We start from the raw sequence: 25,116 nt of genomic DNA, 5'->3' as shown, positions 1-25,116 counted from the left end.
CGGCCCGTCGGTTCAGCCCGCCGCGGCCGGGTGCTGCGCCCGGCTCACGTCGTACACCCCCGCCACATCGCGCATCACCCGCATCAGGGCGGGCAGCTCGGCGGCGTCGGCCAGCTGGAGTGTGTAGGTGTGCCGCACCCGCTGCTCGCTGGGCGGCTCGACGGTGGCGGAGACGATCGCGGCGCCCGCGGTGGCGATGGCCTCGGTGAGGTCGGCGAGCAGCCGCGGGCGGCCGAACGCCTCGGCCACCAGCGTGACCCGGCAGGCGGCGGTGTCGCCCCAGCGCACCCCGACCCTGGCCCGCCCCAGCGCCGTCATACGGGCCACCGCGGGGCACTCCTCGCGGTGCACGGTCACGGCGCCCCCGCGCACCGCGAAGCCGGTGACCGCGTCCGGCGGCACCGGCGTACAGCACCCCGCGAGCCGGACCGTCGCGTCCGGCAGGTCGGTCACCGCGTTGGCGGCGCTGCGCCGGTCGGCGGTGACGGAGACCTGCGGGCGGGGCGCGGCGGCCGGGACCTTGACCCCTTCGGGGTGGGCGGTGAGCCAGCCGGTGATGGCGATCCGCGCGGCCGGGGTTCTGGCGTGGTCCAGCCAGTCCGGGGACGGCCCGGAGGCGGCGTCCTGGGCGAGCAGCGGCTGCACGGTGTCGCCGTCGCTCAGGACCGTGCTGAGCGTCGCCAGACGGCCGTTGACGCGCGCGCCGATGCACCCATGGGCGGCCTCGCCGTACTGGGCGTACGCGGCGTCCACACAGCTCGCGCCGGCCGGCAGGCCCAGGGTGCGGCCGTCGGCGCCGAAGACGGTGATCTCGCGGTCCTGCGCCAGCTCCTCCCGCAGCGAGGACCAGAAGGTGTCGGGGTCGGGCGCGCTCTGCTGCCAGTCCAGGAGGCGGGAGAGCCAGCCGGGGCGGGTGGGGTCCTCGCGCTCGTCGGCCGCCGGGTCGACGCCGTCGCCGGGCCCGCCGCCCGCGTACGGGTTGCCGAGCGCCACGACGCCCGCCTCGGCGACCTTGTGCATCTGGTGGGTGCGGATGAGGACTTCGGCCACGGCGCCGTCGGAGCTGGCCACCGCCGTGTGCAGCGACTGGTAGAGGTTGAACTTGGGGGCGGCGATGAAGTCCTTGAACTCGGAGATCACCGGGGTGAAGCAGGTGTGCAGCTCGCCGAGGACGGCGTAGCAGTCGGCGTCCTCGGCGACCAGGACGAGCAGCCGGCCGAAGTCGGTGCCGCGCAGCTCTCCGCGTTTGAGCTGGACGCGGTGGACGGAGACGAAGTGGCGTGGCCGGATGAGGACTTCGGCGCTGATGCCCGCCTCGCGCAGCACGGCCCGGACGCCGTCCGCGATGGTGGTCAGCGGGTCCTCGGTACCGGAGTTGGCCGCGATCAGGGCCCGGGTGCGCTCGTATTCCTCGGGGTGAAGGATGGCGAAAACCAGATCCTCCAGCTCGGTCTTGAGGGCCTGCACCCCGAGCCGTTCGGCGAGCGGGATCAGCACGTCCCGGGTGACCTTGGCGATCCTCGCCTGTTTCTCCGGGCGCATCACTCCCAGGGTGCGCATGTTGTGCAGCCGGTCCGCGAGCTTGATCGACATCACACGTACGTCGTTGCCGGTGGCGACGAGCATCTTGCGGAAGGTCTCGGGCTCGGCCGCCGCCCCGTAGTCGACCTTCTCCAGCTTGGTGACACCGTCGACCAGATAGGTGACTTCCTCGCCGAACTCCGCGCGCACCTGATCGAGCGTCACCTCGGTGTCCTCGACGGTGTCGTGCAGCAGTGAGGCGGTCAACGTGGTGGTCTCGGCGCCCAGTTCGGCGAGGATCAGGGTGACGGCCAGCGGATGCGTGATGTACGGCTCGCCGCTCTTGCGGAACTGGCCGCGGTGGGACGTTTCCGCGAGGACGTACGCGCGCCGCAGCACCGCGAGGTCAGCGTCCGGATGGTGGGCCCGGTGCGCCTCGGCGACGTGCCCGATGGCGTCGGGCAGCCGGTCGCGGGAGGTGGGGCCCAGCAGGGCGGCGCGGCCCAGCCTGCGGAGGTCGATCCTGGGAAGGCCGCGTCGGCGACTCTGTGCGTCAGGATTCGTGGCCTCTGCACTCATGGGGCACCTCCGGCAGCATCGACCGGCGGTGGAAAGGCAGGCGTGCCCTCCGGGCCGGTGCTTGATGCTACCGACCCCACCACGTGGCGCAGTCCGGCTCTCGCTCAGCGTGAACCGGATCACCCATTCGAGCGAAGGTTCAGGCCACGGCCGTTTCAACCGGTGCCAGGAGGACCGGGTCGATCACGCCTTCGGCGACGATCACGGCAGGACCGGTCATCTCGATCTCGCCGTCGGGGAACTCCGTGATGACCAGCGTCCCGCCCGGGAGGTCCACCGTGTACGTCACGGGGGCACCGGTGACGGCGGGGTCCGCGCCGTCCCTGCGCGCCGCGGCCACCGCGACCGCGCACGCGCCCGTACCGCACGAGCGGGTCTCGCCGGAGCCGCGCTCGTACACCCTCATCGCCACATGGCCGGGGCCCCGGTCGACGACGAACTCGACGTTCACCCCCTCGGGGTAGACGGCGGCCGGGCTGTACGGCGGCACCGCGCGCAGCTCGCCCGCGTGGGCCAGGTCCTCGACGAAGGCGACCGCATGCGGATTGCCCATGTTGACGTTGCGGGCGGGCCAGCTGCGGCCGTCCAGCGCGACCGTGACGCCCTCCTCGGGCAGCACGGCGCGGCCCATGGAGACCGTGACGTCGCCGTTCTTCGCGATGTGTGCCTTCTTGACGCCGCCCCGGGTGGCGATGGCCAGGTCGCCCTCCTCGACGAGCCCGGCGCGCTGGAGGTATCCGGCGAAGACGCGCACTCCGTTGCCGCACATCTCGGCGATCGAGCCGTCCGAGTTGCGGTAGTCCATGAACCACTCGGCCTCGCCGGCCATCGCCTTCGCCTCGGGGTGGGCGGCGCTGCGCACGACGTGGAGCAGCCCGTCGCCGCCGATGCCGGCGCGGCGGTCGCACAGCCGGGCGACGGTGGACGCGGGCAGGTCCACGGCGTTGTCCGGGTCCGGGAGGATCACGAAGTCGTTCTCGGTCCCGTGGCCCTTGAGGAAGGTGAGCGGCGAGGTGTTGTTCACGCCGTCAATCGTACGGGTGCCCACTGACAACGGGCCGGGGGCGCCGTATGACGAGACGGGCGGGCCGAGTGCCCGGGCGGGGGTGTGCTCAGCGCAGCCGGGCGACGCGCCACACGGCCAGGGCCACCGCCACGGCGAGCCCCGCCACGTACAGCCCGATCACGCGCCAGTCGGGCCGCTCGCCGGAGCCGCGCTCGGGCAGTCCGGGCCAGGTGTAGCCGACGCGGCGGGCGGCCATCATGCCCCAGCCGGCGGCGCAGCAACTGATCAGGAGGCCGAGCATGGCCACGACCGGGCCGCCGTCGCCGAACTCGAAGGCGAGCGGGAAGGCGAACATCAGCGAGCCCATGGCGGCGAGCATCACGATCGGCGCCAGCTGCCAGATCCGCAGTCGGCGCTGCGGGCGGATCTCGACCTCGACCTCGCCGCCCTCGGCGAGCACACCGTCGTCCTGCGGACCGTCGGGGGTGAGGCCGACGGCGCCCGGCACGGTCGGGCCCAGGGCGCCGACGCTCAGCTCCGCGGGGCTCGGCTGCGGGGCGTCGCCGTGGGCGGGCTCCCGTCCGGCGTCGCTCACGTCCGGCCCTTCCGACACTGCCGCTACTTCCGAAGGACCCGGTCGCGCGGACTCGTCCCGCGTTCCGTGCTCTCTGTCGCGAGGGCCGGCCTCCATCGCCACGCGCCCTCCCAACTCGGACTCCACTGGTCGATCGAGGTCGATGATGGCACGCGCGCGGGTGCCGGAATGACCGGCGGTGCGTCCCGATGCCATCACGTGATCAGGCTGTAACCGCTCGTTCGACCAACGCCAGCGCCTGCCGCGGGAGTTCCCCGCGGTCCTCGGCGGCGCCGCTCAGCCAGTGGACCCGCGGGTCCCGGCGGAACCAGGAGTCCTGGCGGCGCGCGAAGCGCTTGGTGGCGCGGACCGTCTCGGCGCGCGCCTCGTCCTCGGTGCACTCCCCCGCGAGCGCCGTGAGCACCTGCTGGTAGCCCAACGCGCGCGAGGCGGTGCGGCCCTCCCGCAGCCCCTGGGCCTCCAGTGCGCGCACCTCGTCCACCAGGCCCGCCTCCCACATCCGGTCGACCCGGACGGCGATCCGCTCGTCGAGCTCGGGGCGGCCGACGTCGACGCCGATCTGCACGGTGTCGTACACGGAGTCATGGCCGGGCAGGTTGGCCGTGAACGGCTTGCCGGTGATCTCGATGACCTCCAGGGCCCGTACGATGCGGCGGCCGTTGCTGGGCAGGATCGCGCGCGCCGCGTCGGGGTCGGCCTCGGCCAGCAGCCGGTGCAGCGCGCCTGGCCCGTCCTGTTCCAGCTCGCGCTCGAGACGCGCGCGTACCTCGGGGTCGGTGCCGGGGAAGTCGAGCACGTCGATCGCGCCGCGCACATAGAGGCCGGAGCCGCCCACGAGGACGGGCGTGCGGCCCTCGGCGAGCAGCCGGTCGATCTCGGCGCGGGCGAGCTTCTGGTACTCGGCGACGCTGGCGGGCTCGGTCACGTCCCAGATGTCCAGGAGGTGGTGGGGCACTCCGCCGCGCTCCTGGAGCGTCAGCTTGGCGGTGCCGATGTCCATCCCCCGGTAGAGCTGCATCGAGTCGGCGTTGACGACCTCGCCGCCGAGCTGCTGGGCCAGGAAGACACCCAGATCGGACTTTCCGGCCGCTGTCGGGCCGACGACGGCGATGACCCGCGGTGCGGGAGCTGCAGTTCTCACGGTCACAGTCTCGCAAACCTCCACCGTCCTCCCCGAACGAGCTACGTGACGGCGTGCATCCGGGTTCGTTGGCTGTTGCGAGGTTCCGACCGCCGGTTTGCCGAACCGGTGCCCCCGGGCGACGCAATGAGGCGCTCCGGATGGGGTGGGATTTCGCCCACACGAGTACGCTATGGAGTAGATATGGGCGTTTTTTCGAGGTTTCGCCGTAAGAAGTCAGAGGCGTCAACCGAGGAGGCGGCTGCCGCCACCCTGACGGCCGAGGCCGAGTCCGCCGAGGAGGCCGAGGAGGCCACCGCTTCCGTGGAGGAGTCCGGGCCCGCGGCGGAGGCCGAGGCGGCGGAGCCCGCCGAACCGGCGGCCGCCGAGGCGATGGAGATTCCCAAGCAGCAGTCGGCGGAGGAAGCGGCGGACAACGAGGCCGGCGAGAGCGCCCGCAAGTAACGCGGCGTACGCATGCGTTTCGTACCGTCCCCTGGTCGAGGGCGCGCCGTCCCCGCGATGAGGGCAGAGGGAAGGTGACCCCATGGGCTTCCTGGACAACCTGAAGGCCAAGCTGGCCCCCGCCAAGGACAAGGTGTCCGACTTCGCGCAGCAGCACGAGGACAAGATCGGACAGGGGCTGGACAAGGTCGCCAGGACGGTCGACGAGAAGACCAAGGGCAAGTACAGCGACAAGATCCAGACAGGTACGGGGAAGGCCAAGGACGCCTTGGACCGGCTCTCGCACAAGGACGACGGCGGCACTCCGCCCCCGACGACCTGATCACCTCGGGGACGGCCGTGGAGCGCTCAAGCTCCGCGGCCGTCCCCGTGCGCCCGCGGCCTGCTCAGAATCTGCTCCCGTACCCCGCACCCCTCACCTGCGCCGGCGCGCGGAGAGGATGCGTGCCGACCGCCGCTGCGCGCGCCCTCCGGCGGACGGCAGCGGTCCGGAACAGGCTCTCAGGACCAGACGGCGACGAAGTAGCCCACGCCGTAGGGCGCGTCCTCGTACAGCAGCCTGCCCGCCAGGCCCGCGCCCTCGGCCGCGCCCGCCAGCACCTGCCAGGGCGCCCGGCCGGCCGCCTTGAGTTCGTACGCGAGCTCCGCGTCCAGCTCCAGCAACGCGCGCGTGTCGGCGGCGCCCAGCGCGCTCGCCACGCCCTCGTCGAAGGCCTCCGCGCGCTCGTCGAGATAGCCGGGGGCCTTGAGGGTGCGGCAGGCGCTGCCGTCACCCATCACCAGGAGGGCGACGCGGTCCGCCCTGGCGGCCAGGGACCGGCCCGCGTCGGCGCACCGCGCGGCCTCCAGCGGCTCGCCCACGCCCAGGCCCTCGACCGGGGCGTCCGACCAGCCGGACCGCTCCAGCAGCCACGCGCCCACGGCGAGCGAGGGCGGCAGCTCGCGCGCGGTGTCGTCCGGGACGGCCGGCGCCGGGCCGAGATGGACGCGCAGGTCCACTCCGAAGGCCGCGAAGGACCCCGGCGCGCCCTGGGGGTGCGGACCGCGCGCAGTCTGCTCGGCGGGGCCGACCACGACGAGCAGATCGGGCCGGGAGGCGGCGAGCAGCCCCACGGCGTCGGCGCAGGCGTCCCGCGCGGCATCGAGCTCCGGCGCGGCGCCGGAGGCGACCGCGGGCACCAGTAGCGGCGGACAGGGGCAGACGGCGGCGGCTACGAGCATGATCCGCAGGGTAGTGGGTGCACCCGGTCCGGCCCCCGCACGGGCACCACGAATCGGCCACGCGCGCGTGCGGTGAAGGTGATGCGGCGGGCAGGTACGGAGCCCGCCGCGGGTGTGGGCAGAGCACCTGCGGGCTCCGGTAGACGAACAGCTCGACGCCTGCCACGCGCGCGTGGGCGAAGCCGCTCACGCGCGCGTGGATGCGCGTCAGACGACGGTGCACCCGCCCGTGGCAGCCTGCAGCGGCTCGGGGACGCCGATCTTCGGCAGGCCGAGCATCACTCCGGCGGGCTGCGCCGGGGCGGCGTTGCGCTTCTCCCAGGCGTCGCCCGCGCGGGTGCGGCGCACCGCCTCGGTGGGGCCTTCCGCCAGCAGGTGGTGCGGGGCGGCGTAGGTGATCTCGACGGTCACCACGTCGCCGGGGCGCACGTCCTGCTCCGGCTTGGTGAAGTGCACCAGACGGTTGTCGGGGGCGCGGCCGGAGAGCCGGTGGGTGCTGCCGTCCTTGCGGCCCTCGCCCTCCGCGACCATGACCTCCAGGGTGCGGCCGACCTGCTTCTTGTTCTCCTCCCAGGAGATCTCCTCCTGGAGGGCCACCAGGCGCTCGTAGCGGGCCTGCACGACCTCCTTGGGGATCTGGCCCTCCATGGTCGCCGCGGGGGTGCCGGGGCGCTTGGAGTACTGGAAGGTGAAGGCGTTCGCGAAGCGCGCCTCGCGGACCGCGTGCATGGTCTGCTCGAAGTCCTCCTCGGTCTCGCCGGGGAAGCCCACGATGATGTCGGTGGAGATGGCCGCGTGCGGGATGGCGGCGCGGACCTTCTCGATGATCCCGAGGAAACGCTCCTGCCGGTACGAGCGGCGCATCGCCTTCAGGACGGTGTCCGAGCCGGACTGCAGCGGCATGTGGAGCTGCGGCATCACGTTGGGCGTCTCGGCCATCGCGGCGATCACGTCGTCGGTGAAGTCACGGGGGTGCGGCGAGGTGAAGCGGACCCGCTCCAAGCCCTCGATCCTGCCGCAGGCGCGCAGCAGCTTGGAGAAGGCCTCGCGGTCCCCGATGTCCGAGCCGTACGCGTTGACGTTCTGGCCGAGCAGGGTGATCTCGGAGACGCCCTCGGCGACCAGCGCCTCGACCTCGGCGAGGATGTCGCCGGGACGGCGGTCCTTCTCCTTGCCGCGCAGCGCCGGGACGATGCAGAAGGTGCAGGTGTTGTTGCAGCCCACGGAGATGGAGACCCAGGCCGCGTACGCGGACTCGCGGCGGGTCGGCAGCGTCGAGGGGAACGCCTCCAGCGACTCGGCGATCTCGACCTGCGCCTCTTCCTGGATGCGGGCGCGCTCCAGCAGCACCGGCAGCTTGCCGATGTTGTGGGTGCCGAACACGACGTCCACCCACGGCGCCCGCTGGACGATGGTGTCGCGGTCCTTCTGCGCCAGACAGCCGCCGACGGCGATCTGCATCCCGGGCCGCTTCGTCTTCATCGGGGCGAGCCGGCCGAGATTGCCGTACAGCTTGTTGTCGGCGTTCTCGCGGACCGCGCAGGTATTGAAGACGACGACGTCGGCGTCACCGTCGCTGCCCTCGGGCGCGCGTACGTAGCCCGCGCCCTCCAGGAGGCCGGACAGCCGCTCGGAGTCGTGCACGTTCATCTGGCACCCGTAGGTGCGCACCTCGTACGTTTTCAAACCCTCTACCTCGCTCATCTCGTACACCAGGGTACGAGGTCCCACCGACAGGCCGCCCCGCCTTCCCCGACCCCGGGCCTGGCCATCACGGGGAGTGAGCTGGCAGGATCGCGCCATGCTCCAGGCCCTTCCCCGCGTCAGCCGCCGCCGTGCCCTTCAGGGGGCGGTCGCGGCGCTGGTGGTGTTCGGGCTGCTGCTGTGGTGGCTGCTGTCGCTGGGGGCCTCGCGGCCGTCGGGGACGATCACGTTCAGTACGGGCGTGCGGACCGGGGTGTACCAGCGGTACGGCGAGCTGCTGGAGCGGGCGCTCGCCGACGACCTTCCCGAGGTGGACGTCCGGCTCCAGACCAGCGAGGGCTCGCAGCAGAACCTGAAGCGGGTGGCCACCGGCGAGGCCGACTTCACCATCGCGACCGCCGACGCGGTGGCCAAGTACCTCCGTGACGGCTCCACCGGGGGCGACCGGCTACGTGGCTGCGCCCGCCTGTACGACGACTACGTACAGCTCGTGGTGCCCCGTGACTCCTCGGTGCGCAGCACGGCGGACCTGCGCTCCAAGCGGGTCGGCATCGGCCAGCCCGGGTCGGGGGTGCGGCTGCTCGCGCAGCGGCTGCTGACCGCCGCCAAGCTGGATCCGGCGCGCGACATCACTCCGGTGTCGGCGGGCATCGACACCATGCCGGAGCTGCTGCGGACCGGGAAGATCGACGCCTTCTTCTGGTCGGGCGGGCTGCCCACCAACGCGGTGCTGCGGCTGTCCGAGCAGGACCAGATCCGTCTGGTGCCGCTGGGCGACCTGGTCACCGCGCTGCACGCGGAGGACGGCCTGACCGGCTTCTACCGGGCGGCGACCATGCCCGCGGACGCCTATCCGCAGGCGCAGCGGGGCGTCGCCGTACCCACGATCGCGGTGGCGAACCTGCTGGTCACCACGGACCGTACGGACCGGGGCCTGACCGAGGAGTTCACCCATACGGTGATCCGCAGCCGGGACGCCATCGGCCGCGAGGTGCACGCCGCGCAGCTGGTGGACCTGCGTACCGCGATCTACACGGAGCCGCTGCCGCTGCACGACGGCGCCCGCCGCTACTACCTGTCGACCAAGCCCTGAACCGGGCCCTGCGCGGGCCCTGGGGCGTCCTCAGCCCGTCGGTGAGGTCCGCGGCACCCTGAGCGTCACGCGCAGCCCGTGCGGCGCGTGATGGGCGTACGTGATGGTTCCCTCGCCCGCCGCCAGCAGGGTCCGTGAGATGGACAGGCCGAGGCCCGAACCCTTGACGTTCTGGTGCCGGCCCGAGCGCCAGAACCGGTCCCCGATGCGGCTCAGTTCGTCGTCGGTCAGGCCGGGGCCGTGGTCGGTCACAGTGATCTTCGAGTAGTCGCCTTCGGCGGCGACGGCGACCGTGACCTCCTCACCCTCCGGAGTGAACTTCAGTGCGTTGTCGATGACGGCGTCCAGGGCGCTGGAGAGCGCCACCGGGTCCGCCCAGGCGGTGACGGCGGCCCGCTTCTCGGTAAGCCGCACACCCTTGTCCTCGGCGAGCGGACGCCAGGCCTCCACCCGCTCGCCCGCCAGCGCGCCGATGTCGGTGAGCCGCAGATCCGCCTCGGTGTGCTCGGCCAGCGCCAGGCCCAGCAGGTCGTCGAGCACCTGGGCGAGGCGCTTGCCCTCGGCGCGCACCGAGGCGATCTCCTCGTTGCCCTCGGGCAGTTCGAGCGCGAGGAGCTCGATGCGCAACAGCAGGGCGGAGAGCGGGTTGCGCAACTGGTGGGAGGCGTCGGCGACGAAGGCGCGCTGCTGCTCCAGCACGTCCTCGACGTTGTCCGCCATCTCGTTGAACGACCGGGCCAGCCTTCTGAGTTCCGGAGGCCCGCCGGCGACCGCGACCCGTGACTTCATGCGCCCGGTGGCTATGTCGTGGGTGGCCGCGTCCAGGACGCGCACGGGCCGCAGCACCCAGCTGGTGAGCCGGAAGGCCGCCCCGACCGCGAGCAGCATCGCCGCCACCTCGCCGGCCGCGATCAGCAGCCAGCCGCGCAGCACCGCCGAACGCATGTGCCCGGTGGGCGAGTCGGTGACCACCACGGCGATCACATCGCCCTCGCGCACCACCGGGGAGGCCACCACGAGGCGTCCGCGCTGCCACGGCCAGACCTGGGGCGGATCGTGGCTCCTGCGGCCCGCCAGCGCCTCCTGGAAGGCCTCTCCGCCCTTGCTGTCGTCCGGCACGGCCCAGCCCCTGGGGGCGCTCGCCATGGCGACGCCGTTGCGGAAGAAGACGCCCGCGCGGATCCCGTACAGCTCGTGGTAGCGGGCGAGTTCCTCCTCCAGGGTGGCGAGGCGCTCCCTGCTGCTGGTGTCCTTGCCGTCGGCGGCGGAGACGAACTGGGCGAGCGCCGCGAAGCGCGCGGTGTCGTCGATGCGGTCGACGACGACCTTCTGCTGCTGGGCCGAGGCCACGCTGATCGCGAGCGGGAAGCCCAGCGCCATCAGGACGAGGGCCAGCAGGAAGATCAGCAGCGGCAGGAGTCGCGTACGCACCGGGGGCGTCGGGCCTTACAGGGCGGCCGGGGCGACGAGCCGGTAGCCGACGCCGCGCACGGTCTCGATCAGGGCGGGCATCCGCAGCTTGGAGCGCAGGGAGGCGACATGCACTTCGAGGGTGCGCCCGGTGCCCTCCCAACTGGTGCGCCACACCTCGCTGATGATCTGCTCGCGCCGGAAGACCACGCCGGGCCGCTGGGCGAGCAGCGCGAGGAGGTCGAACTCCTTGCGGGTGAGCTGGACGCTCTCGCCGTCGACGCTGACCCGGCGGGTGGGCAGCTCGATCTGGACGGGCCCGAGCCGCAGGGCGACCGCCGGGATGGCGCCGCTGTCCTCTCCCGCGGTGGTGCGGCGGCTGACCGCGTGGATACGCGCGAGCAGTTCGCCGGTGTCGTAGGGCTTGACCACGTAGTCGTCGGCGCCCAGGTTCAGGCCGTGGATGCGCGAGCGCACGTCCGCGCGCGCGGTGACCATGATCACCGGCGTGGCGGTGCGCTTGCGGATCTTCCCGCAGACCTCGTAGCCGTCCTGGTCGGGCAGTCCGAGGTCGAGCAGGACGACCCCGAAGGGCTCCTTGGGGGCGCGGTCGTCAGGCAGCAGCGCCCGCAGCGCCTCCTCGCCGTTGCGCGCGTGCACGACGGCGAAGCCGTGCCTGGCGAGCACGGCGGACAGGGCCGCGGCGACATGGTCGTCGTCCTCGACGAGCAGCAGTCTCATCGTCCCCCTTCCGTAGGCGTCGCCAGGCATGTACTCCCGCATCCACGCCCATACCGCGGGGGCGCGTCAAGGGGACACCCACCGGAGCGCGGCATCCGTTACGGAGCCGGTATTGCACCGCGCGCCCCCTTCACGGAGAGTGCCGCCCCGCTATCCGATCGTGATGCTCAATTTCCGCTCAGATGTAATGACGCTGGTCGTAGCGGCGCACTACGTTCCTCCCCAACCGAGGAAGAGCGGAGCTGGAAGCCGATGAGCGGAGTATCAGTGGCCAAGGACGCCGAGGACGCGGCACCCGCGTCGGGCGACCTGGTGGTGCTGAGCGGCGTCAACAAGCACTTCGGCGCGCTGCACGTGCTCCAGGACATCGACCTGACGATCGCGCGCGGCGAGGTCGTGGTCGTGATCGGACCGTCGGGGTCCGGAAAGTCCACGCTGTGCCGCACCATCAACCGCCTGGAGACCGTCGACTCCGGGGCGATCACGATCGACGGGAAGCCGCTGCCCCAGGAGGGCCGCGAACTGGCCCGGCTCCGCGCCGACGTCGGCATGGTCTTCCAGTCGTTCAACCTCTTCGCGCACAAGACGGTGCTGGAGAACGTCATGCTGGGCCAGACCAAGGTCCGCCGGACGGAGAAGGCACAGGCCGAGGCGAAGGGCCGCGCCCTGCTCGACCGGGTCGGCGTGGGCACCCAGGCCGACAAGTACCCCGCGCAGCTGTCCGGCGGCCAGCAGCAGCGCGTCGCCATCGCGCGCGCGTTGGCGATGGACCCGAAGGTCATGCTCTTCGACGAGCCGACCTCCGCGCTCGACCCGGAGATGATCAACGAGGTCCTCGAGGTCATGCAGCAGCTGGCGCGCGATGGCATGACGATGGTCGTGGTCACCCATGAGATGGGCTTCGCCCGCTCCGCCGCCAACCGCGTCGTCTTCATGGCCGACGGAAAGATCGTCGAAGAGGCCACTCCCGACCAGTTCTTCAGCAACCCGCGCAGCGACCGGGCCAAGGACTTCCTGTCGAAGATCCTTCACCACTGAGGCTGCCGACCCGGGACACGCCGCCACGGCGCCGTCCCTCCCCGACGGGCCGACGGCCCCCATATCTGAGCGATTCAAGCGATACGAGGGATGTTCACATGAAGCTCCGCCAGTCCGCCGCCTTCGCGGCGATCGCTGTGCTCGCGCTGACCGCGACCGCCTGTGGCGGCAAGTCGGGTTCCGCGGGTGACAAGCAGGCCGCCAAGCCCGGCCAGTCGGGCGCCCCGCAGCTGCCCACGTACACCGTCGCCAAGGACGTCGCCCTCGACTCCCCGACGTTCAAGGCCGCCAAGGCGCGCGGCAAGCTGATCATCGGCGCCAAGGCCGACCAGCCGTACCTGGGCTTCCAGGACCAGGCGACCAACGAGCGCTCCGGCTTCGACATCGAGCTCGCCAAGATGATCGCCGCCGACCTGGGCTTCACCAAGGACCAGATCGAGTGGAAGACCGTCGACTCCGGCGTCCGTGAGACGGCCATCTCCAAGGGCCAGGTCGACTACTACGTAGGCACCTACACGATCAACGACAAGCGCAAGAAGCTGGTCGGCTTCGCGGGCCCGTACTACAAGGCAGGCGCCGACCTGCTGGTCCGCAAGGACGAGACCGCGATCACCAACAAGGACACGGTCAAGGGCAAGAAGGTCTGCTCGATCGTCGGCTCCACCCCGCTCCAGGAGATCAAGAAGCCGGAGTACGGCGCGAAGGTCGTCGAGCTCGCCAAGTACTCCGACTGCGTCCAGCAGCTGCTGACCAAGCAGGTTGACGCGGTCACCACCGACGACTCGATCCTCAAGGGCTACGCGGCCGCCAACCCCGGCAAGCTCAAGGTGACCGGCCACCCCTTCACGCAGGAGCCGTACGGCGTCGGCATGAACAAGGACGACAAGGCGCTGCGCGACTTCGTCAACGGCTCGATCGAGAAGCACGTCAAGGACGGCACCTACAAGAAGATCTACGAGGCGACCCTGGGCCTGTCCGGCGCCGGGTACGTCGACCCGCCGGCCGTCCAGCGCTACTGACCCGGTCGCACCCGTACGGGTGTCACCGAGCCGGCGCGGCTGACCGCGCCGCCGCCGACCCAGCCGGCCGAGCCGCCCTCCACGCGCGCGTGGAGGGCGCTCCCGGCCCTGCCCGCCAGCCGCCCGCCGACGCGGAGACCTCATGAACGTACTGCTCGACAACTTCTCGGAATTCCGTGACGGCTTCATAGGAACCGTGGAGATCACCGCCGTCAGTTCGGTCATCGCCCTGGTCCTCGGACTGCTGCTGGCCGGCTTTCGGGTCTCGCCGGTGCCGCCGCTGCGCTTCTTCGGCACCGCCTGGGTGACGCTGCTGCGCAACACCCCGCTGACCCTGCTGTTCCTCGTCTTCTTCTTCGTCGTCCCGGAGATCTTCTTCCCCGGGATGAGCCCCTTCCTGCTCGGCTCGCTCGCCCTCGGGTTCTACACCGCCTCCTTCGTGTGCGAGACGGTCAGGTCCGGCATCAACACCGTCCCGCTGGGCCAGGCCGAGGCCGCCCGCTCGATCGGGATGACGTTCACGCAGACCCTGCGCCTGATCGTGCTGCCGCAGGCCACCCGGACCGTGATCCCGCCGCTGAGCTCGATCTTCATCGCGCTCACCAAGAACTCGGCGATCGCCGGCGCCTTCAGCGTCACCGAACTCTTCGGCTGGCAGAAGCTGATGAGCGACCAGGGCTACGACATCGTCCCCGTCTTCGTCTGGGTCGCCCTGGGCTACCTGGTCGTCACCTTCGCCATCAGCGGCGCCTTCCGCCTGCTGGAGAGCCGTATGGAGGTCGCCCGATGAGCGCCAGCGTTCTCTACGACGCCCCGGGCCCCAAGGCCGTCGTACGCAACCGGATATACGCCGTCATCGGCTCGCTCGCCATCCTCGCGCTGCTCGCCCTGAGCATCGTGCGACTCTCGGACAAGGGCCATCTCGCCCCCGAGATGTGGGACATCTTCAACTACTCGGGCATCCGGCAGAACATCGCCGACGGCGTCGTCGCCACCCTGAAGGCCTTCGGCCTGGCGGCGGTCGGCTCGCTGGTCCTCGGCGTGCTCCTGGCGGTCGCCCGCCTCTCCGACCACAAGCCGGTCCGCTGGGCCGCGACGGGCTTCATCGAGCTGTTCCGCTCGATCCCGCTGCTGATCACCATCTACGCCGTCTGGGTCGGATTCCTCACCGACTACTCGATGTGGGCGCTGGCGCTCGGTCTGTCGATCTACAACGGCTGCGTCCAGGCCGAGGTGCTGCGCGCGGGCGTCAACTCCGTGCCCAAGGGCCAGCGCGAGGCGGCGTACGCACTCGGCATGAGCAAGACCCAGGTCATGACCAGCGTGCTGATGCCGCAGGCGGTCCGGGCGATGCTGCCGACGATCATCAGCCAGCTGGTGGTGACCCTCAAGGACACCTCGCTCGGCTTCATCATCCTCTACCCCGAACTGCTCCAGACGGCCCGTCTGATCGCGAGCAACACCCAGGTCAACGGCCAGTACCCGTACGTGTCGACGATCGTCGTCATCGGCGCCATCTACGTGGCGATGTGCCTGGCGCTCTCCGGGCTCGCCACCTGGATCGAGCGGCGCGGCCGGCGTGCGAAGACCGGGATCACCGTGGCGGAGGCAGCGGCCCCGGTGACCGCCGCCGACCCGGTCGGTACGGTCGTGGGAGCCGGTACCGAAGCGCCCGACGTACGGGGCGGTACGACAAACTGACGGTGCAGGAGGCAGTGGCGCTCGCGTCACTGCCTCCGTCACTTGACGCAAGCACCCGCAGTGGGTTGCATACGTTCTGTGATCGTGCACCGGGTCCTCAGCGCCACCTGCCAGCCGTCCCGCCGGGCCCAGGGAGCCACGTCGTGGACCCGGTGATCGTCGTCGGCGCCGGTCCGGTCGGACTCGCGCTCGCCCTCTCCCTCGCCGCCCAAAAAGTGCCCTCCGTCGTCCTGGACGAGGGCTCCGGGGGTGAGGAGCCCCGCCCGGTCCGTACGGCCGTCCTGCGGCCCGACACGGCCGCCTTCGCGGAACGGCTCGGCTGCGCCGCGGTACGCGACGAGGGGGCCCGCTGGACGGGCTGGCGGGCCATGCGGCGCGGCACCCTGCAACGCCAGGTCTCCTTCGGCGACGGCCTCGACGGCGGCCCCTCGCCGGTGCACCTCCCCCAGCACGCCCTCACCCGCGGCCTGCGGAACGCGGCGGTCGCCTCGCGGCTCGTCCGGCTGGCGTCCGCGGGCCGTATGGACGCCCTGGAGCAGGACGACCACGGCGTCGCCGCCCACACCGGCGGCCCGGACGCCACCTGGTGGCGCGGCAGCTACCTGGTGGGCTGCGACGGCGCGCGCTCCACCGTGCGCAAGCTCCTCGACGTCCGCTTCGCCGGTCGTACGGCGGTGGAGCGCCAGGCGGTCGTGGCCCTGCGCACCGAACTGCCGTGGCCCGGTGAGGCGTTGCTGCACCGGCTGCCGCCGTGGCGCACCGGGGGCGACGAGGTGACGGCCCGCCCGCTGCCCGACGGGATCTGGCGCATCGACTGGCTGCTGCCCGCGCGCGCCGAACTCGTCACTCCGGACGCGCTGATGGGCCGGCTGCGCGACACGCTGGCCGGGTGGTGCGGCACGACCCCCTCGTACGAGCTGCTGGACACCGGCGTGTACACGCTCCACCACCGCCTGGCCCGCCGCTGGCGGGTGCGCCGCGCCTTCCTCGCCGGGGACGCCGCCCATCTGCTCGGCGCCGTCGGTATCCAGGGCCTCGACGAGGGCCTTCGGGACGTCTCCAACCTGGCCTGGAAGCTGGCGCAGGCCTGGCACCACGGCGCCTCCGAGGTGCTGCTCGACAGCTACCAGACGGAGCGCCGCGCCAGTGTCGCCGCCCGGCTGCGCGCCGCCGACCAGGCGATGCCGGTGCTGCGCGGCGGCGGAGGGCTGCGCTCGTACCTTCCTGGCGCCGCTCGCGGCCACGACGCGCTGCTCGCCGACGGCCACCTGGGGCGCGGCCCCCTCGGCGCGCCCCCCGCGTATCCGCACTCCCCCCTCGCGCCTCCACCCGCCGAGGCGCACACACCGGTCGGCACGGAGGCGGGCGCCCCGGTCGAGGACGTCCCGGTCACGGCGCCGGACGGCTCCGTGGTGCCCCTGCGGGACCGGCTCGGACGGGGGCGGCTCCTGGTGGTCCTGATCGCCCCCGGCACGGGCGTGTGGGACCGGCGGCACTGGCTGACCGCCGGGGTGATGCCACGCCTGACGGCCGCGGTGAACGCCCTGCCCGCCGACGCCGAGCTGCTGGTGGCCGAGGAGTACCCGGGAGCGGCCGCCCACACCGTGCTGCTCGTACGCCCCGACGGGCATCTGGTCGCCGCCTTCGGCGGGGTGTGGCCGGGCGAGTTGTACACGGCGGCCGACGCGGCGCGGGGCGGCGCCGTCGTCCACGCGCGCGTGGAGGACCGCACCGTGGACATCAATTGACCCACACAGGCGCACATGGTGTACTCCGGTACGTGACCGACACCGATGTGCGCCTGTGGCGGAGGGTCCATATGGACCTCGTCCGTTACGCGGGCTGCGTGTGTCGCCCGTCCTGCTGATTCGCCTCTCCTCTTCGCGCCGCCGGACCGCTGTCCGGCGTACGCGCGCACACGCGAACTCCCAGGACGGTCCCCGTGTCACCTTCCACGAACCCTTCCGCGCGACCTTCCACGCCCGGCCCCACCAGCCTCGCTCCGCCCGGACCCCCCTCCGCCTCCGTGCCGACCGAGGCGGACCTGCTCGACTTCGCCCGCCGCACCGCCGCCGACAGCTCGCTGGTGGCCTCCCTGCCGCTCGACCCCGAGGGCAGGACCTGGATCCGGCTGGACGGCCCCGGCGGCAGCGAGGCCTGGCTGATCGGCTGGCCTCCTGGCACCGGCACCGGCTGGCACGACCACGGCGGCTCCCACGGCGCCTTCGCGACGGCGTCCGGAACACTCAAGGAGGACTCCCTGGCGGCCAGGCTGCCGACGGAGGGGTGGAAGACGCTGGAACTCGCCGAGGACGTCGACCGTTCACGGAGCGTGGAGGCCGGGAAGGGGCGGGCTTTCGGTCCGCACCACGTGCACGAGGTGCGCAACGAATCGACGATCGAGCACACGATCTCGGTCCACGCGTACTACCCGCCGCTGCCCCTGATCCGACGCTACAGCCGTACGGGCGCGGTACTGCGCCTCGAGCACGTCGAGCGCCCGGAGGACTGGCAGTGAGCGAACACCCGCTGGGAATCGACGAGTTGCTGGACCGCGTCCGCGCGGGACTGGACCGAGTGGAGGCACAGGAGGCACACGAGGCCGCGCGAGCGGGCGAGGCGCTCCTGGTCGACATCCGGTACGCGGCGCTGCGCGAGCGCGACGGCCTGATCCCCGGAGCGCTCGTCGTCGAGCGCAATGAGCTGGAGTGGCGCCTCGACCCGCAGGGCAGCCACCGCGCCCCGGAGGCCACCAGCCACGACCTGCGCGTGGTGGTGATCTGCAACGAGGGCTACGCGTCGTCCCTCGCGGCGGTGTCCCTGCGCCAGTTGGGGCTGCACCGGGCGACGGACCTGGTGGGCGGATTTCAGGCGTGGCGGGCGGAAGGGCTGCCGGTGACGGCGCCGGCACCCGCACCGGCCGGATGAGGTTCGACAGGACCGGTTGACCGCAGACGCAGGGCTGCCGGTCGGCGGGTGAACGCCCGCTGGCCAGCAGCCCTGAGGACCGGATGAGCGGAGGTGTCCGGGCCAGGAGACGAAGGCCGGGGGGCTCACCACCTGCCTGCTGCCGGCCATGTCCGCCTATTGCCTGCCGGTGGCCACGTCCGCCTATTGCCTGCTGGTGGCCACCTCCACCGGCCGCACGGTGAGCGCCAGCCGGCCAGGCAGGGCCGTCGCGACGAAAGCCAGCAGACCGGCGACCCCGACGACGGTCGCATACGCCAGCGGAAGGACGGCCGGAGCCGCGCTGCCCGTCATGCCCACGCTGAACGCGGTGAGCACGGCGAGCGAGATCCCCGAGCCGAGCACCGCGGCGATCAACAGCACCGCGACGGCTTCGAGCCGGAGCATCCGCAGCACCTGGCGGCGGGTGGCACCCGCGAGCCGGAGCATCGCGAACTCCCGGACCCGCTCGGACACCGACATGGCGAGCGTGTTGACGACGGCGATCGCGGTGAAGGCGAGGACCAACCCCATGGCCAGGTAGTTGACCTCGGCGCCCGCCCGCTGCCGGTCCGCCTGGAGCCGGTCGACACTCGAACGGGTGACAACGGACAGGCTGGGGAACTCCGCGATAGCGGCGGTGAGTTCACTCTGCGTAACCGGACTGGCGGCGGAGACCAGGACGGAAGACGCGAGGGGGTTGTCCATGTGGTGGGCGAGCAGGTCGTGCGAGAGAGTGATGTCCCCGAAGCCGAGCCCGCGGGCGTATACGGCGGCGACTGTGAGGGTGGCGGGTGTGCCGTCGCCCAGAGTGAGCTTGAGCGGGCTGCCGGGACGCAAGCCCAGCTGGTCGGCGGCGAGTCGGCTGACGGCTACGGCGTTCCTGTCACGGGTGAGCGGAGCAAGGCTGCCACGCGTCACATCGGGGTCCCATGTGCGCGCCAGCCCGTCCGGAGTGACGCCCTGGGCGGGGTACTTGTCGAGGCCGACCCTGACGGTGGTCCGCACGATCTCGGTGGCGGCGTTGACGCCCTGGACCGCCCGGATCTTCTCGGCGGCGCGGGCCGGGACGCCGGGACCCTGCGCGACGACCACCCAGTCGGCGCGGACGCCCTCACGGGCCTGGGCGCGGGCGGCGTCACCGAGCGTCGGCTGGACGAACAGGACCGTGCAGGTCATACCGATGAGCAGGGCGAGCGGAGTGATGGCGGCGGCCATCCGGGCGGCGTTCCCGCGCAGGTTGGCGGTGGCGAGCCGGCCACCGGAACCGGCGAGCCGCAGCGGCCCGGCGAGCAGTGCGGCCGCGCCCTTGACCAGCAGCGGACCGAGCAGAGAGATGGAGGACGCGAGGACGACAACAGCGAGGAAGGTGACCGGGGTTGAGGCGGGCTCGGTGCGCAGCCCGCTGAGCACGGCGACGAGGACGACTCCACCCGCGAGCAGGACCAGACCGGCGACGATTCGGCCCCAGGCGGGACGGGTTCGCTCCACGGCGGACTCGGCCATGGCCTCGGCCGGCCGGATCCGCGAGATCCGGCGCGCCGAAATCCGAGCGGCGCCCCACGCTCCGAGCAGGGTCGCGGCGAGCGCGGCGAACATCGGGAAGACGCTGACGGCTCGCTCCAGGGTCGCCGGGACAGCACCCATGGCGACGAACCGCCCGTGCAGCCAGGCTCCGAGGGGCAGTCCGACGAGGGAGCCGAGCACCCCCGCGACCGCACCCACGAGCAACGCCTCGCGACCGATCAGCCTGCGCACCTGCCGGGGCGTGGCGGCGATGGCCCGCAGCAGGGCGAGTTCCCGGTGGCGCTGCTGTATGGAGAGGGCGAACGTACCGACGACCACCAGAACCGCGACGAGCAAGGAGGTGCCGCCGATGGCCCCACCCATGGAGACCAGTTTCGTACGGGCCCCGGCCGCGTCCAGGAACTCGACCGCACCTCGAGCGTCCCCGCTCGAGACCCGCGCGACGCTGCGGTCGGAGTCCCCGGCGAGGTCACGCCCGCCCTCCCCCACGGCGACGGCGAGAGCCTCGCGGATGTCGCCCTCCAACTTGCTCACCTCCACGCCGGTTTCCGGGACGACACCGATGGCGGAGAGCTGCCCGGGCCGGGCGGCGAGGCGTACGGCTTCGGCCGCGGAGAAGAAGAGGGAGGTCTGACGCTTGAGCTGACCGGAGGAGGGCGCAGCGATCCCGGTGACGGTGTACGTCTTCGGGGACTGGGTCGACTGGACCGCGAGCCGGTCCCCGAGGGCAAGGTGCGCGCGGGTGGCGAGCCCCTGGTCGATGACGACATCAGTGGCCGCTCGCGGAGCACGGCCCTGCACCAGAGAGAAAGGAGTGAGCGGAGCGGACGCCCAGCTGTGCCCGTACGACGCCAGCCCCGTTCCGCCCTTCACCAACGGCTGCGCCAGGAAGGTGAGTTCAGGAGTCGCGGCCTTGACACCGGGGACGGCGCGTACGGCCGGGAGCAGCCGCTCGGGCAGCCACGCTCTCTCTGCGACAGGTTTGGCCTTGTGCTTGACCTTGGTCTTGCCCTTCTTCTCCTTGAGCGTGGTCTCGTGGACGTTCTGGTCGGCGGAGACGATCAGGGGCGCGGCGGCATAGCGCTCGGTGGCTATCTTCCCGCGCAGCCCGGTCTCCAGAAGCGTTCCGCAGGCGGTGATCAGCGCCGCCGCGCACATGAGGGCGGTGAACGCCCCGAGGAACCCACCCTTGCGGTCCCGGATGGTCTGCAGGGCATAGCGCAACATCATGAGGGTTCCTCGGGAGTGTGAGTTTCGGGGGCGGGGGTGGGGGTGGGGAGGGGGGCGGGGGCGGGGGCAGGGAAAGCCATCAACCGGGTGTGCACCACGCGTGCCCCCTCCGGCGTCTCCCCCTCCGCCCGCTTGTAGCGGTTGAGGAGGGCGATGTACTCCTCGAAGAACTGGCGGAGTTCGGTGTCGGTGAGCCGGATCTCGCTGCGTGAGTAGGCGAAGTCGTCGGTGGTGCTCTCGCGCTGGAGCCGCCCGAAGAGTTCGACGTCGGCGGCGTAGGCGTGGTGGTTCAGCTCGTCCATGACGAGCCGCATCTGCGGGGTCTGACGGCTGCGGGGCACGAAGCGCCGGTCGCCGGGGACGGCCCGCCACCAGCGTTGTCGACGCGGGCTCTCGCCCTCGGTCTCCTCGACGAAGCCGTACCGGGCGAGTTCGCGCAGGTGGTAGCTGGTGGCGCCGGTGTTCAGGCCGAGGGAGCGCGCCAGGATCGCGGACGTGGCCGGGCCGTGGAGTGAGAGGTGCTGGAGGATCTGCTGCCGTCGCGGCTGTGCCAGCGCCTTGAGCGCGGCGAGATCCGCGATCTCGGTACCGCCGGGTTCCTGTGCCATGCGTACACACTCGCCTGTGCACAGATGCCTGTGCACTGGAGTGCCCCGGCGTCCTCGGGGTGGGGATATCCCCCGCCCGGCGTGGGGAGCGCACGGTTTCCGCAGCTCAGCTCAACCCCGCTCAACTCGGCTCAACTCAGCTCAGCGGGGCGAAGGCGGGCGCACGGAGGGGTGTGGGCCCCGGGCACGGCAACGCCCCCGGGTGGGTGACCGGGGGCGTCTGGCTCAGGCGGCGCGGGCACCTGGCCGTGGACTGCGGCGACGGCGGGCCAGGGCCTCGCGGGGGGGCGGGCGCGCAGCGGGCGGACCCCGTCCCACAACAGGGCCGAAGGTGCGCCCGCCCGCCGACAGTCAGTACGTCTCGTACAAGTCGTCCGCGTCTTCACCCTCGGCTTCCAGGGCCTGGCGGACGACTCTGAGGGCCATGCCTTCCGGGTAGCCCTTGCGGGCCAGCATGCCGGCGAGGCGACGGATGCGGCGGTCGCGGTCCAGGCCTCGGGTGGAGCGGAGCTTGCGGGCCACCAGCTCCCGCGCGGTCTCCTCCTCCTGGTCGGAGTCGAGCTGCCCGACGGCCTCGTCGACGACCGCCGAGTCCACGCCCTTGGTGCGGAGCTCTCGGGCGAGCGCGCGGCGGGCCAGGCCGCGTCCGTGGTGGCGGGATTCGACCCAGGCCCCCGCGAACGCCGCGTCGTCGATCAGCCCGACCTCCTCGAAGCGGGAGAGGACTTCCTCGGCGACCTCGTCGGGGATCTCGCGCTTCTTGAGGGCGTCGGCCAGTTGCTTGCGGGTGCGGGGGGTCCCGGTGAGCAGGCGCAGGCAGATCGCCCGCGCCCGCTCAGCCGGGTCCTGCGGCGCCGGTTCCTTCTCGTCCCTCGGTGAGTCGGAGCCGTCGCCGAATCCCTCCGGGCCGGCCCGTCGGGAGCCGGCCCGCTTCGAGCCCGGCCGCGCGGACCGGGCCCGGTCGGGGCCCGTCCCGTCCGGCTCGGCCCATTCGGTCCTGCGTGTCATGGTCTAGCTCTTGGCAGCTGCGGCCTTGGCCGTCTTGGCCTTGGTGGCCGGGGCGGGCACGGATGCCGCCTCCGCCTCCGAGGTCGCACCGGCCGCGTCCGCACCGGGCTCGGCCTTGGGCTCCTCGGGCCGGACGCCGACGCCCAGCTTCTCCTTGATCTTCTTCTCGATCTCGTTGGCGAGGTCGGGGTTGTCCTTCAGGAAGTTGCGGGCGTTCTCCTTGCCCTGGCCGAGCTGGTCGCCCTCGTACGTGTACCAGGCGCCGGCCTTGCGGACGAAGCCGTGCTCAACGCCCATGTCGATCAGGCCGCCCTCGCGGCTGATGCCCTGGCCGTAGAGGATGTCGAACTCGGCCTGCTTGAAGGGCGGCGCGACCTTGTTCTTGACGACCTTGACGCGGGTGCGGTTGCCGACCGCGTCGGTGCCGTCCTTCAGGGTCTCGATACGGCGGATGTCGAGGCGCACCGAGGCGTAGAACTTCAGGGCGCGGCCACCGGTGGTGGTCTCCGGCGAGCCGAACATCACACCGATCTTCTCGCGGAGCTGGTTGATGAAGATCGCGGTGGTCTTGGACTGGTTGAGCGCGCTGGTGATCTTCCGGAGCGCCTGGCTCATCAGTCGGGCCTGGAGGCCCACGTGCGAGTCGCCCATCTCGCCCTCGATCTCCGCGCGCGGCACCAGGGCCGCGACGGAGTCGATGACGATCAGGTCGAGCGCGCCGGAGCGGACCAGCATGTCGACGATCTCCAGGGCCTGCTCGCCGTTGTCCGGCTGGGACAGGATCAGGTTGTCGATGTCGACGCCGAGCTTCTTCGCGTACTCGGGGTCCAGGGCGTGCTCGGCGTCCACGAAGGCGACCTGGCCGCCGGCCTTCTGCGCGTTCGCCACCGCGTGCAGGGTCAGGGTCGTCTTACCGGAGGACTCCGGGCCGTAGACCTCCACCACGCGGCCGCGGGGCAGGCCGCCCACGCCGAGCGCCACGTCGAGCGCGGTCGACCCGGTGGGGATGACCTCGATGGGCTCGTTCGGCCGCTCGCCCAGGCGCATCACCGCGCCCTTGCCGAATTGCCGTTCAATCTGTGCGAGCGCGGCGTCCAGCGCCTTCTCGCGGTCGGTTCCTGCCATGGGTTCCACCCGGTTTGCTTGAGTCGATCGCTTCACGTCAAAGACGCTAACCCCTGCCACTGACAATGGGCCCCGGAGTCCCTCCCGCCTGTGGATAACCCCCACCGGAAACCCGGCGGAACCCAGGTGGACACCGGGCCGCGCTTCCATCTGAATGGATGTTCGATTTTGGTGTCAAGCGCACCACGCGGCACGGGCGAGGAGGCTGCCGGACGGCTGCGGGGGCCGTCTCAGACGTCGTCGCCGCCCGTCGGCGCGGCCGGCTCCGAGGTCCGGTTCCGGCGCAGCGCGCGGCGTAGGCGCACCAGGGCGGAGTCTCCGACCCGCTCGCGTCTTCCGTGCACGCGCGGGTCGTCCGTCACGTCGTAGCGCTTCACATAGGCGCCCAGGAACGCCTGGAGCGTCGCCACCGCCGGAATGGCGATCAGGGCGCCGACCGCGCCCATCAGCGCGGTGCCGGCGATGACCGAGCCGAAGGCGACCGCCGGGTGGATGTCGACCGTCTTGGCGGTGAGCTTGGGCTGCAGCACGTAGTTCTCGAACTGCTGGTAGATCACCACGAACCCGAGCACCCACACCGCGTACCAGGGGGCGACGGTGAAGGCGATCAGCATGGGCAGCGCGCCCGCCAGATACGTGCCGATGGTGGGGATGAACTGGGAGACCAGGCCCACCCAGACGGCGAGCACCGGGGCGTACGGCACGCCCAGGATCTGCAGCAGGACGTAGTGCGCGACCCCGGAGATCAGCGCCATCAGACCGCGCGAGTACAGGTAGCCGCCGGTCTTGTCGACGGCGATCTCCCAGGCCCGCAGCACCTCGGCCTGGCGGGCGGGCGGCAGCATGGAGCAGACCGTGCGCCGCAGCCGGGGCCCGTCGGCCGCGAAGTAGAACGAGAACAGGAAGATCGTCAGCAGCCGGAAGAGGCCGCCCAGGACGGTGGCTGAGACGTCGAGCACACCGCTCGCGCTGTTCTGCACGTACTTCTGGAGCCAGTCCGAGTGGAGCAGGCTGTCCTGGACCTCGACCCGGGAGAGGTCGGTGTGGAAGGTCTGGTTGATCCAGCTGATCACCGAGTCGAGGTACTTGGGGAAGTGCTCGACCATGTCGACGATCTGGCCCGCCAGCATCGAGCCGAGCAGCACGACGAACCCGGCCGTGGCGATGAACACCGCGAAGAAGACGATGAAGGTGGCGAGGCCCCGGCGCATGCCGCGCGCAGACATCCGGCTGACCGCCGGCTCCACCGCGAGGGCGAGGAAGAACGAGATCAGGATGTTGATCAGCAGCCCGATGAGCTGGTGGAAGGCCCAGCTGCCGAGCTGGAAGCAGGCGTAGAGGGCGAGTGCCAGCACCATCGCGCGCGGCAGCCACCGCGGCATGCGCACGGCGCCGCCGGTGCCGGGCAGGGACGGCGGCCCCGCGGTCCCGGCGGCGCACGGAGCCGCCCCCGGCGCGG

At 71.8% G+C, this 25,116-nt stretch carries 24 protein-coding genes; 11 read left to right on the top strand and 13 right to left on the bottom strand.

Translation table 11 applies throughout. The features are described 5' to 3' along the window. Positions 1-12: 12 nt before the first annotated feature. The 4 genes from ABD236_RS00115 to miaA form a co-directional block, all read right to left on the bottom strand. Entirely contained in the window at positions 13-2,100 is a 2,088-nt protein-coding gene (locus ABD236_RS00115) for a RelA/SpoT family protein (RefSeq protein ID WP_344068065.1), read from the bottom strand. A gap of 139 nt (positions 2,101-2,239) precedes the next feature. Next, positions 2,240-3,133: a diaminopimelate epimerase gene (gene dapF, locus ABD236_RS00110; RefSeq protein ID WP_344068729.1), complete on the bottom strand. Its 894-nt coding sequence runs from the start codon at positions 3,131-3,133 to the stop codon at positions 2,240-2,242. Positions 3,134-3,212: 79 nt separating this feature from the next. Continuing rightward, positions 3,213-3,797, bottom strand: a complete 585-nt coding sequence (locus tag ABD236_RS00105; protein ID WP_425543790.1) for a hypothetical protein — start codon at positions 3,795-3,797, stop codon at positions 3,213-3,215. Between the two features lie 106 nt (positions 3,798-3,903). Next, positions 3,904-4,842: a tRNA (adenosine(37)-N6)-dimethylallyltransferase MiaA gene (miaA, locus tag ABD236_RS00100; RefSeq protein WP_344068060.1), complete on the bottom strand. Its 939-nt coding sequence runs from the start codon at positions 4,840-4,842 to the stop codon at positions 3,904-3,906. 183 nt (positions 4,843-5,025) lie between these two features. Between miaA and ABD236_RS00095 the strand changes: the two genes are divergently transcribed. Together ABD236_RS00095 and ABD236_RS00090 are read left to right on the top strand one after the other, a co-directional pair. After that, positions 5,026-5,286 carry a hypothetical protein gene (locus ABD236_RS00095; protein ID WP_344068057.1) on the top strand — a complete coding sequence of 87 codons (261 nt, stop codon included), beginning with the start codon at positions 5,026-5,028 and terminating at the stop codon, positions 5,284-5,286. Positions 5,287-5,368: 82 nt separating this feature from the next. Further along, positions 5,369-5,608 (top strand): antitoxin, encoded by a 240-nt coding sequence (locus ABD236_RS00090; RefSeq protein WP_344068054.1) that lies wholly within the window; start codon positions 5,369-5,371, stop codon positions 5,606-5,608. Positions 5,609-5,787: 179 nt separating this feature from the next. Here the strand turns inward: ABD236_RS00090 and ABD236_RS00085 are convergent, their stop codons facing one another. Together ABD236_RS00085 and miaB are read right to left on the bottom strand one after the other, a co-directional pair. Next, positions 5,788-6,507 carry a class III extradiol dioxygenase subunit B-like domain-containing protein gene (locus ABD236_RS00085; RefSeq protein WP_344068052.1) on the bottom strand — a complete coding sequence of 240 codons (720 nt, stop codon included), beginning with the start codon at positions 6,505-6,507 and terminating at the stop codon, positions 5,788-5,790. Positions 6,508-6,714: 207 nt separating this feature from the next. Then, a complete protein-coding gene (gene miaB, locus ABD236_RS00080) occupies positions 6,715-8,211 on the bottom strand; it encodes a tRNA (N6-isopentenyl adenosine(37)-C2)-methylthiotransferase MiaB (protein WP_344068049.1) in 1,497 nt (498 codons plus the stop codon). Between the two features lie 97 nt (positions 8,212-8,308). Between miaB and ABD236_RS00075 the strand changes: the two genes are divergently transcribed. Then, entirely contained in the window at positions 8,309-9,304 is a 996-nt protein-coding gene (locus tag ABD236_RS00075) for a TAXI family TRAP transporter solute-binding subunit (RefSeq protein ID WP_344068046.1), read from the top strand. A gap of 30 nt (positions 9,305-9,334) precedes the next feature. Here the strand turns inward: ABD236_RS00075 and ABD236_RS00070 are convergent, their stop codons facing one another. Next, on the bottom strand, positions 9,335-10,735 hold the full coding sequence (locus ABD236_RS00070; protein ID WP_344068043.1) for a sensor histidine kinase: 1,401 nt from the start codon (positions 10,733-10,735) through the stop codon (positions 9,335-9,337). Between the two features lie 15 nt (positions 10,736-10,750). Then, entirely contained in the window at positions 10,751-11,455 is a 705-nt protein-coding gene (locus ABD236_RS00065) for a response regulator transcription factor (protein WP_344068040.1), read from the bottom strand. Positions 11,456-11,707: 252 nt separating this feature from the next. Between ABD236_RS00065 and ABD236_RS00060 the strand changes: the two genes are divergently transcribed. From ABD236_RS00060 to ABD236_RS00030, 8 genes are all read left to right on the top strand, one after another. Continuing rightward, positions 11,708-12,493, top strand: a complete 786-nt coding sequence (locus tag ABD236_RS00060) for an amino acid ABC transporter ATP-binding protein (protein ID WP_344068036.1) — start codon at positions 11,708-11,710, stop codon at positions 12,491-12,493. A 98-nt stretch (positions 12,494-12,591) separates the two neighbouring features. Next, complete coding sequence (locus ABD236_RS00055) at positions 12,592-13,512, top strand: glutamate ABC transporter substrate-binding protein (protein ID WP_344068033.1); 921 nt, start codon at positions 12,592-12,594, stop codon at positions 13,510-13,512. Positions 13,513-13,654: 142 nt separating this feature from the next. After that, complete coding sequence (locus ABD236_RS00050; protein WP_101390499.1) at positions 13,655-14,302, top strand: amino acid ABC transporter permease; 648 nt, start codon at positions 13,655-13,657, stop codon at positions 14,300-14,302. Next, positions 14,299-15,213, top strand: a complete 915-nt coding sequence (locus ABD236_RS00045) for an amino acid ABC transporter permease (RefSeq protein ID WP_344068022.1) — start codon at positions 14,299-14,301, stop codon at positions 15,211-15,213. The genes ABD236_RS00050 and ABD236_RS00045 overlap by 4 nt, the downstream gene beginning before the upstream one ends. Positions 15,214-15,356: 143 nt before the next feature. Next, complete coding sequence (locus ABD236_RS00040) at positions 15,357-16,961, top strand: FAD-dependent monooxygenase (RefSeq protein ID WP_344068019.1); 1,605 nt, start codon at positions 15,357-15,359, stop codon at positions 16,959-16,961. Further along, positions 16,868-17,080 (top strand): putative leader peptide, encoded by a 213-nt coding sequence (locus ABD236_RS34965; RefSeq protein ID WP_425543789.1) that lies wholly within the window; start codon positions 16,868-16,870, stop codon positions 17,078-17,080. The genes ABD236_RS00040 and ABD236_RS34965 overlap by 94 nt, the downstream gene beginning before the upstream one ends. A 75-nt stretch (positions 17,081-17,155) precedes the next feature. After that, positions 17,156-17,731, top strand: a complete 576-nt coding sequence (locus tag ABD236_RS00035) for a cupin domain-containing protein (RefSeq protein ID WP_425543788.1) — start codon at positions 17,156-17,158, stop codon at positions 17,729-17,731. Continuing rightward, complete coding sequence (locus ABD236_RS00030; protein WP_425543787.1) at positions 17,728-18,141, top strand: rhodanese-like domain-containing protein; 414 nt, start codon at positions 17,728-17,730, stop codon at positions 18,139-18,141. The genes ABD236_RS00035 and ABD236_RS00030 overlap by 4 nt, the downstream gene beginning before the upstream one ends. 183 nt (positions 18,142-18,324) lie before the next feature. On the opposite strand, the gene ABD236_RS00025 is transcribed toward ABD236_RS00030, so the two are convergent. The 5 genes from ABD236_RS00025 to ABD236_RS00005 all read right to left on the bottom strand — a co-directional run. Continuing rightward, the gene (locus ABD236_RS00025; RefSeq protein ID WP_344068013.1) at positions 18,325-20,916 is read right to left on the bottom strand and encodes an FtsX-like permease family protein; all 2,592 of its coding nucleotides are present in this window, start codon (positions 20,914-20,916) and stop codon (positions 18,325-18,327) included. Continuing rightward, positions 20,913-21,524: a helix-turn-helix domain-containing protein gene (locus ABD236_RS00020; RefSeq protein ID WP_344068010.1), complete on the bottom strand. Its 612-nt coding sequence runs from the start codon at positions 21,522-21,524 to the stop codon at positions 20,913-20,915. The genes ABD236_RS00025 and ABD236_RS00020 overlap by 4 nt, the downstream gene beginning before the upstream one ends. Positions 21,525-21,875: 351 nt before the next feature. Next, the gene (gene recX, locus ABD236_RS00015; protein ID WP_344068007.1) at positions 21,876-22,532 is read right to left on the bottom strand and encodes a recombination regulator RecX; all 657 of its coding nucleotides are present in this window, start codon (positions 22,530-22,532) and stop codon (positions 21,876-21,878) included. A 3-nt stretch (positions 22,533-22,535) separates the two neighbouring features. After that, positions 22,536-23,657 carry a recombinase RecA gene (gene recA, locus ABD236_RS00010; protein ID WP_344068004.1) on the bottom strand — a complete coding sequence of 374 codons (1,122 nt, stop codon included), beginning with the start codon at positions 23,655-23,657 and terminating at the stop codon, positions 22,536-22,538. Positions 23,658-23,887: 230 nt separating this feature from the next. Continuing rightward, positions 23,888-25,116, bottom strand: a 1,229-nt coding sequence (locus tag ABD236_RS00005; RefSeq protein WP_425543786.1) for an AI-2E family transporter, incomplete at its 5' end; no start/stop codon positions are given.

It is taken from the genome of Streptomyces crystallinus (assembly GCF_039521265.1).
GTDB classification, from domain to species: Bacteria; Actinomycetota; Actinomycetes; order Streptomycetales; family Streptomycetaceae; genus Streptomyces; species Streptomyces crystallinus.
Note: the sequence above shows the minus strand (reverse complement) of the source record. Positions and strands in the feature narration are given on the sequence as shown.

Excerpts from the sequence above, each read along its gene's own strand:
- ABD236_RS00025 (WP_344068013.1), bottom strand. The coding sequence starts at position 20,916 with ATGATGTTGCGCTATGCCCTGCAGACCATCCGGGACCGCAAGGGTGGG.
- recX (WP_344068007.1), bottom strand. The coding sequence starts at position 22,532 with ATGACACGCAGGACCGAATGGGCCGAGCCGGACGGGACGGGCCCCGAC.
- ABD236_RS00065 (WP_344068040.1), bottom strand. The coding sequence starts at position 11,455 with ATGAGACTGCTGCTCGTCGAGGACGACGACCATGTCGCCGCGGCCCTG.
- ABD236_RS00020 (WP_344068010.1), bottom strand. The coding sequence starts at position 21,524 with ATGGCACAGGAACCCGGCGGTACCGAGATCGCGGATCTCGCCGCGCTC.
- ABD236_RS00055 (WP_344068033.1), top strand. The coding sequence starts at position 12,592 with ATGAAGCTCCGCCAGTCCGCCGCCTTCGCGGCGATCGCTGTGCTCGCG.
- ABD236_RS00045 (WP_344068022.1), top strand. The coding sequence starts at position 14,299 with ATGAGCGCCAGCGTTCTCTACGACGCCCCGGGCCCCAAGGCCGTCGTA.
- ABD236_RS00105 (WP_425543790.1), bottom strand. The coding sequence starts at position 3,797 with ATGGAGGCCGGCCCTCGCGACAGAGAGCACGGAACGCGGGACGAGTCC.
- ABD236_RS00085 (WP_344068052.1), bottom strand. The coding sequence starts at position 6,507 with ATGCTCGTAGCCGCCGCCGTCTGCCCCTGTCCGCCGCTACTGGTGCCC.
- ABD236_RS00075 (WP_344068046.1), top strand. The coding sequence starts at position 8,309 with ATGCTCCAGGCCCTTCCCCGCGTCAGCCGCCGCCGTGCCCTTCAGGGG.
- ABD236_RS00095 (WP_344068057.1), top strand. The coding sequence starts at position 5,026 with ATGGGCGTTTTTTCGAGGTTTCGCCGTAAGAAGTCAGAGGCGTCAACC.
- ABD236_RS00090 (WP_344068054.1), top strand. The coding sequence starts at position 5,369 with ATGGGCTTCCTGGACAACCTGAAGGCCAAGCTGGCCCCCGCCAAGGAC.
- ABD236_RS00060 (WP_344068036.1), top strand. The coding sequence starts at position 11,708 with ATGAGCGGAGTATCAGTGGCCAAGGACGCCGAGGACGCGGCACCCGCG.
- miaB (WP_344068049.1), bottom strand. The coding sequence starts at position 8,211 with ATGAGCGAGGTAGAGGGTTTGAAAACGTACGAGGTGCGCACCTACGGG.
- recA (WP_344068004.1), bottom strand. The coding sequence starts at position 23,657 with ATGGCAGGAACCGACCGCGAGAAGGCGCTGGACGCCGCGCTCGCACAG.
- ABD236_RS00050 (WP_101390499.1), top strand. The coding sequence starts at position 13,655 with ATGAACGTACTGCTCGACAACTTCTCGGAATTCCGTGACGGCTTCATA.
- ABD236_RS00115 (WP_344068065.1), bottom strand. The coding sequence starts at position 2,100 with ATGAGTGCAGAGGCCACGAATCCTGACGCACAGAGTCGCCGACGCGGC.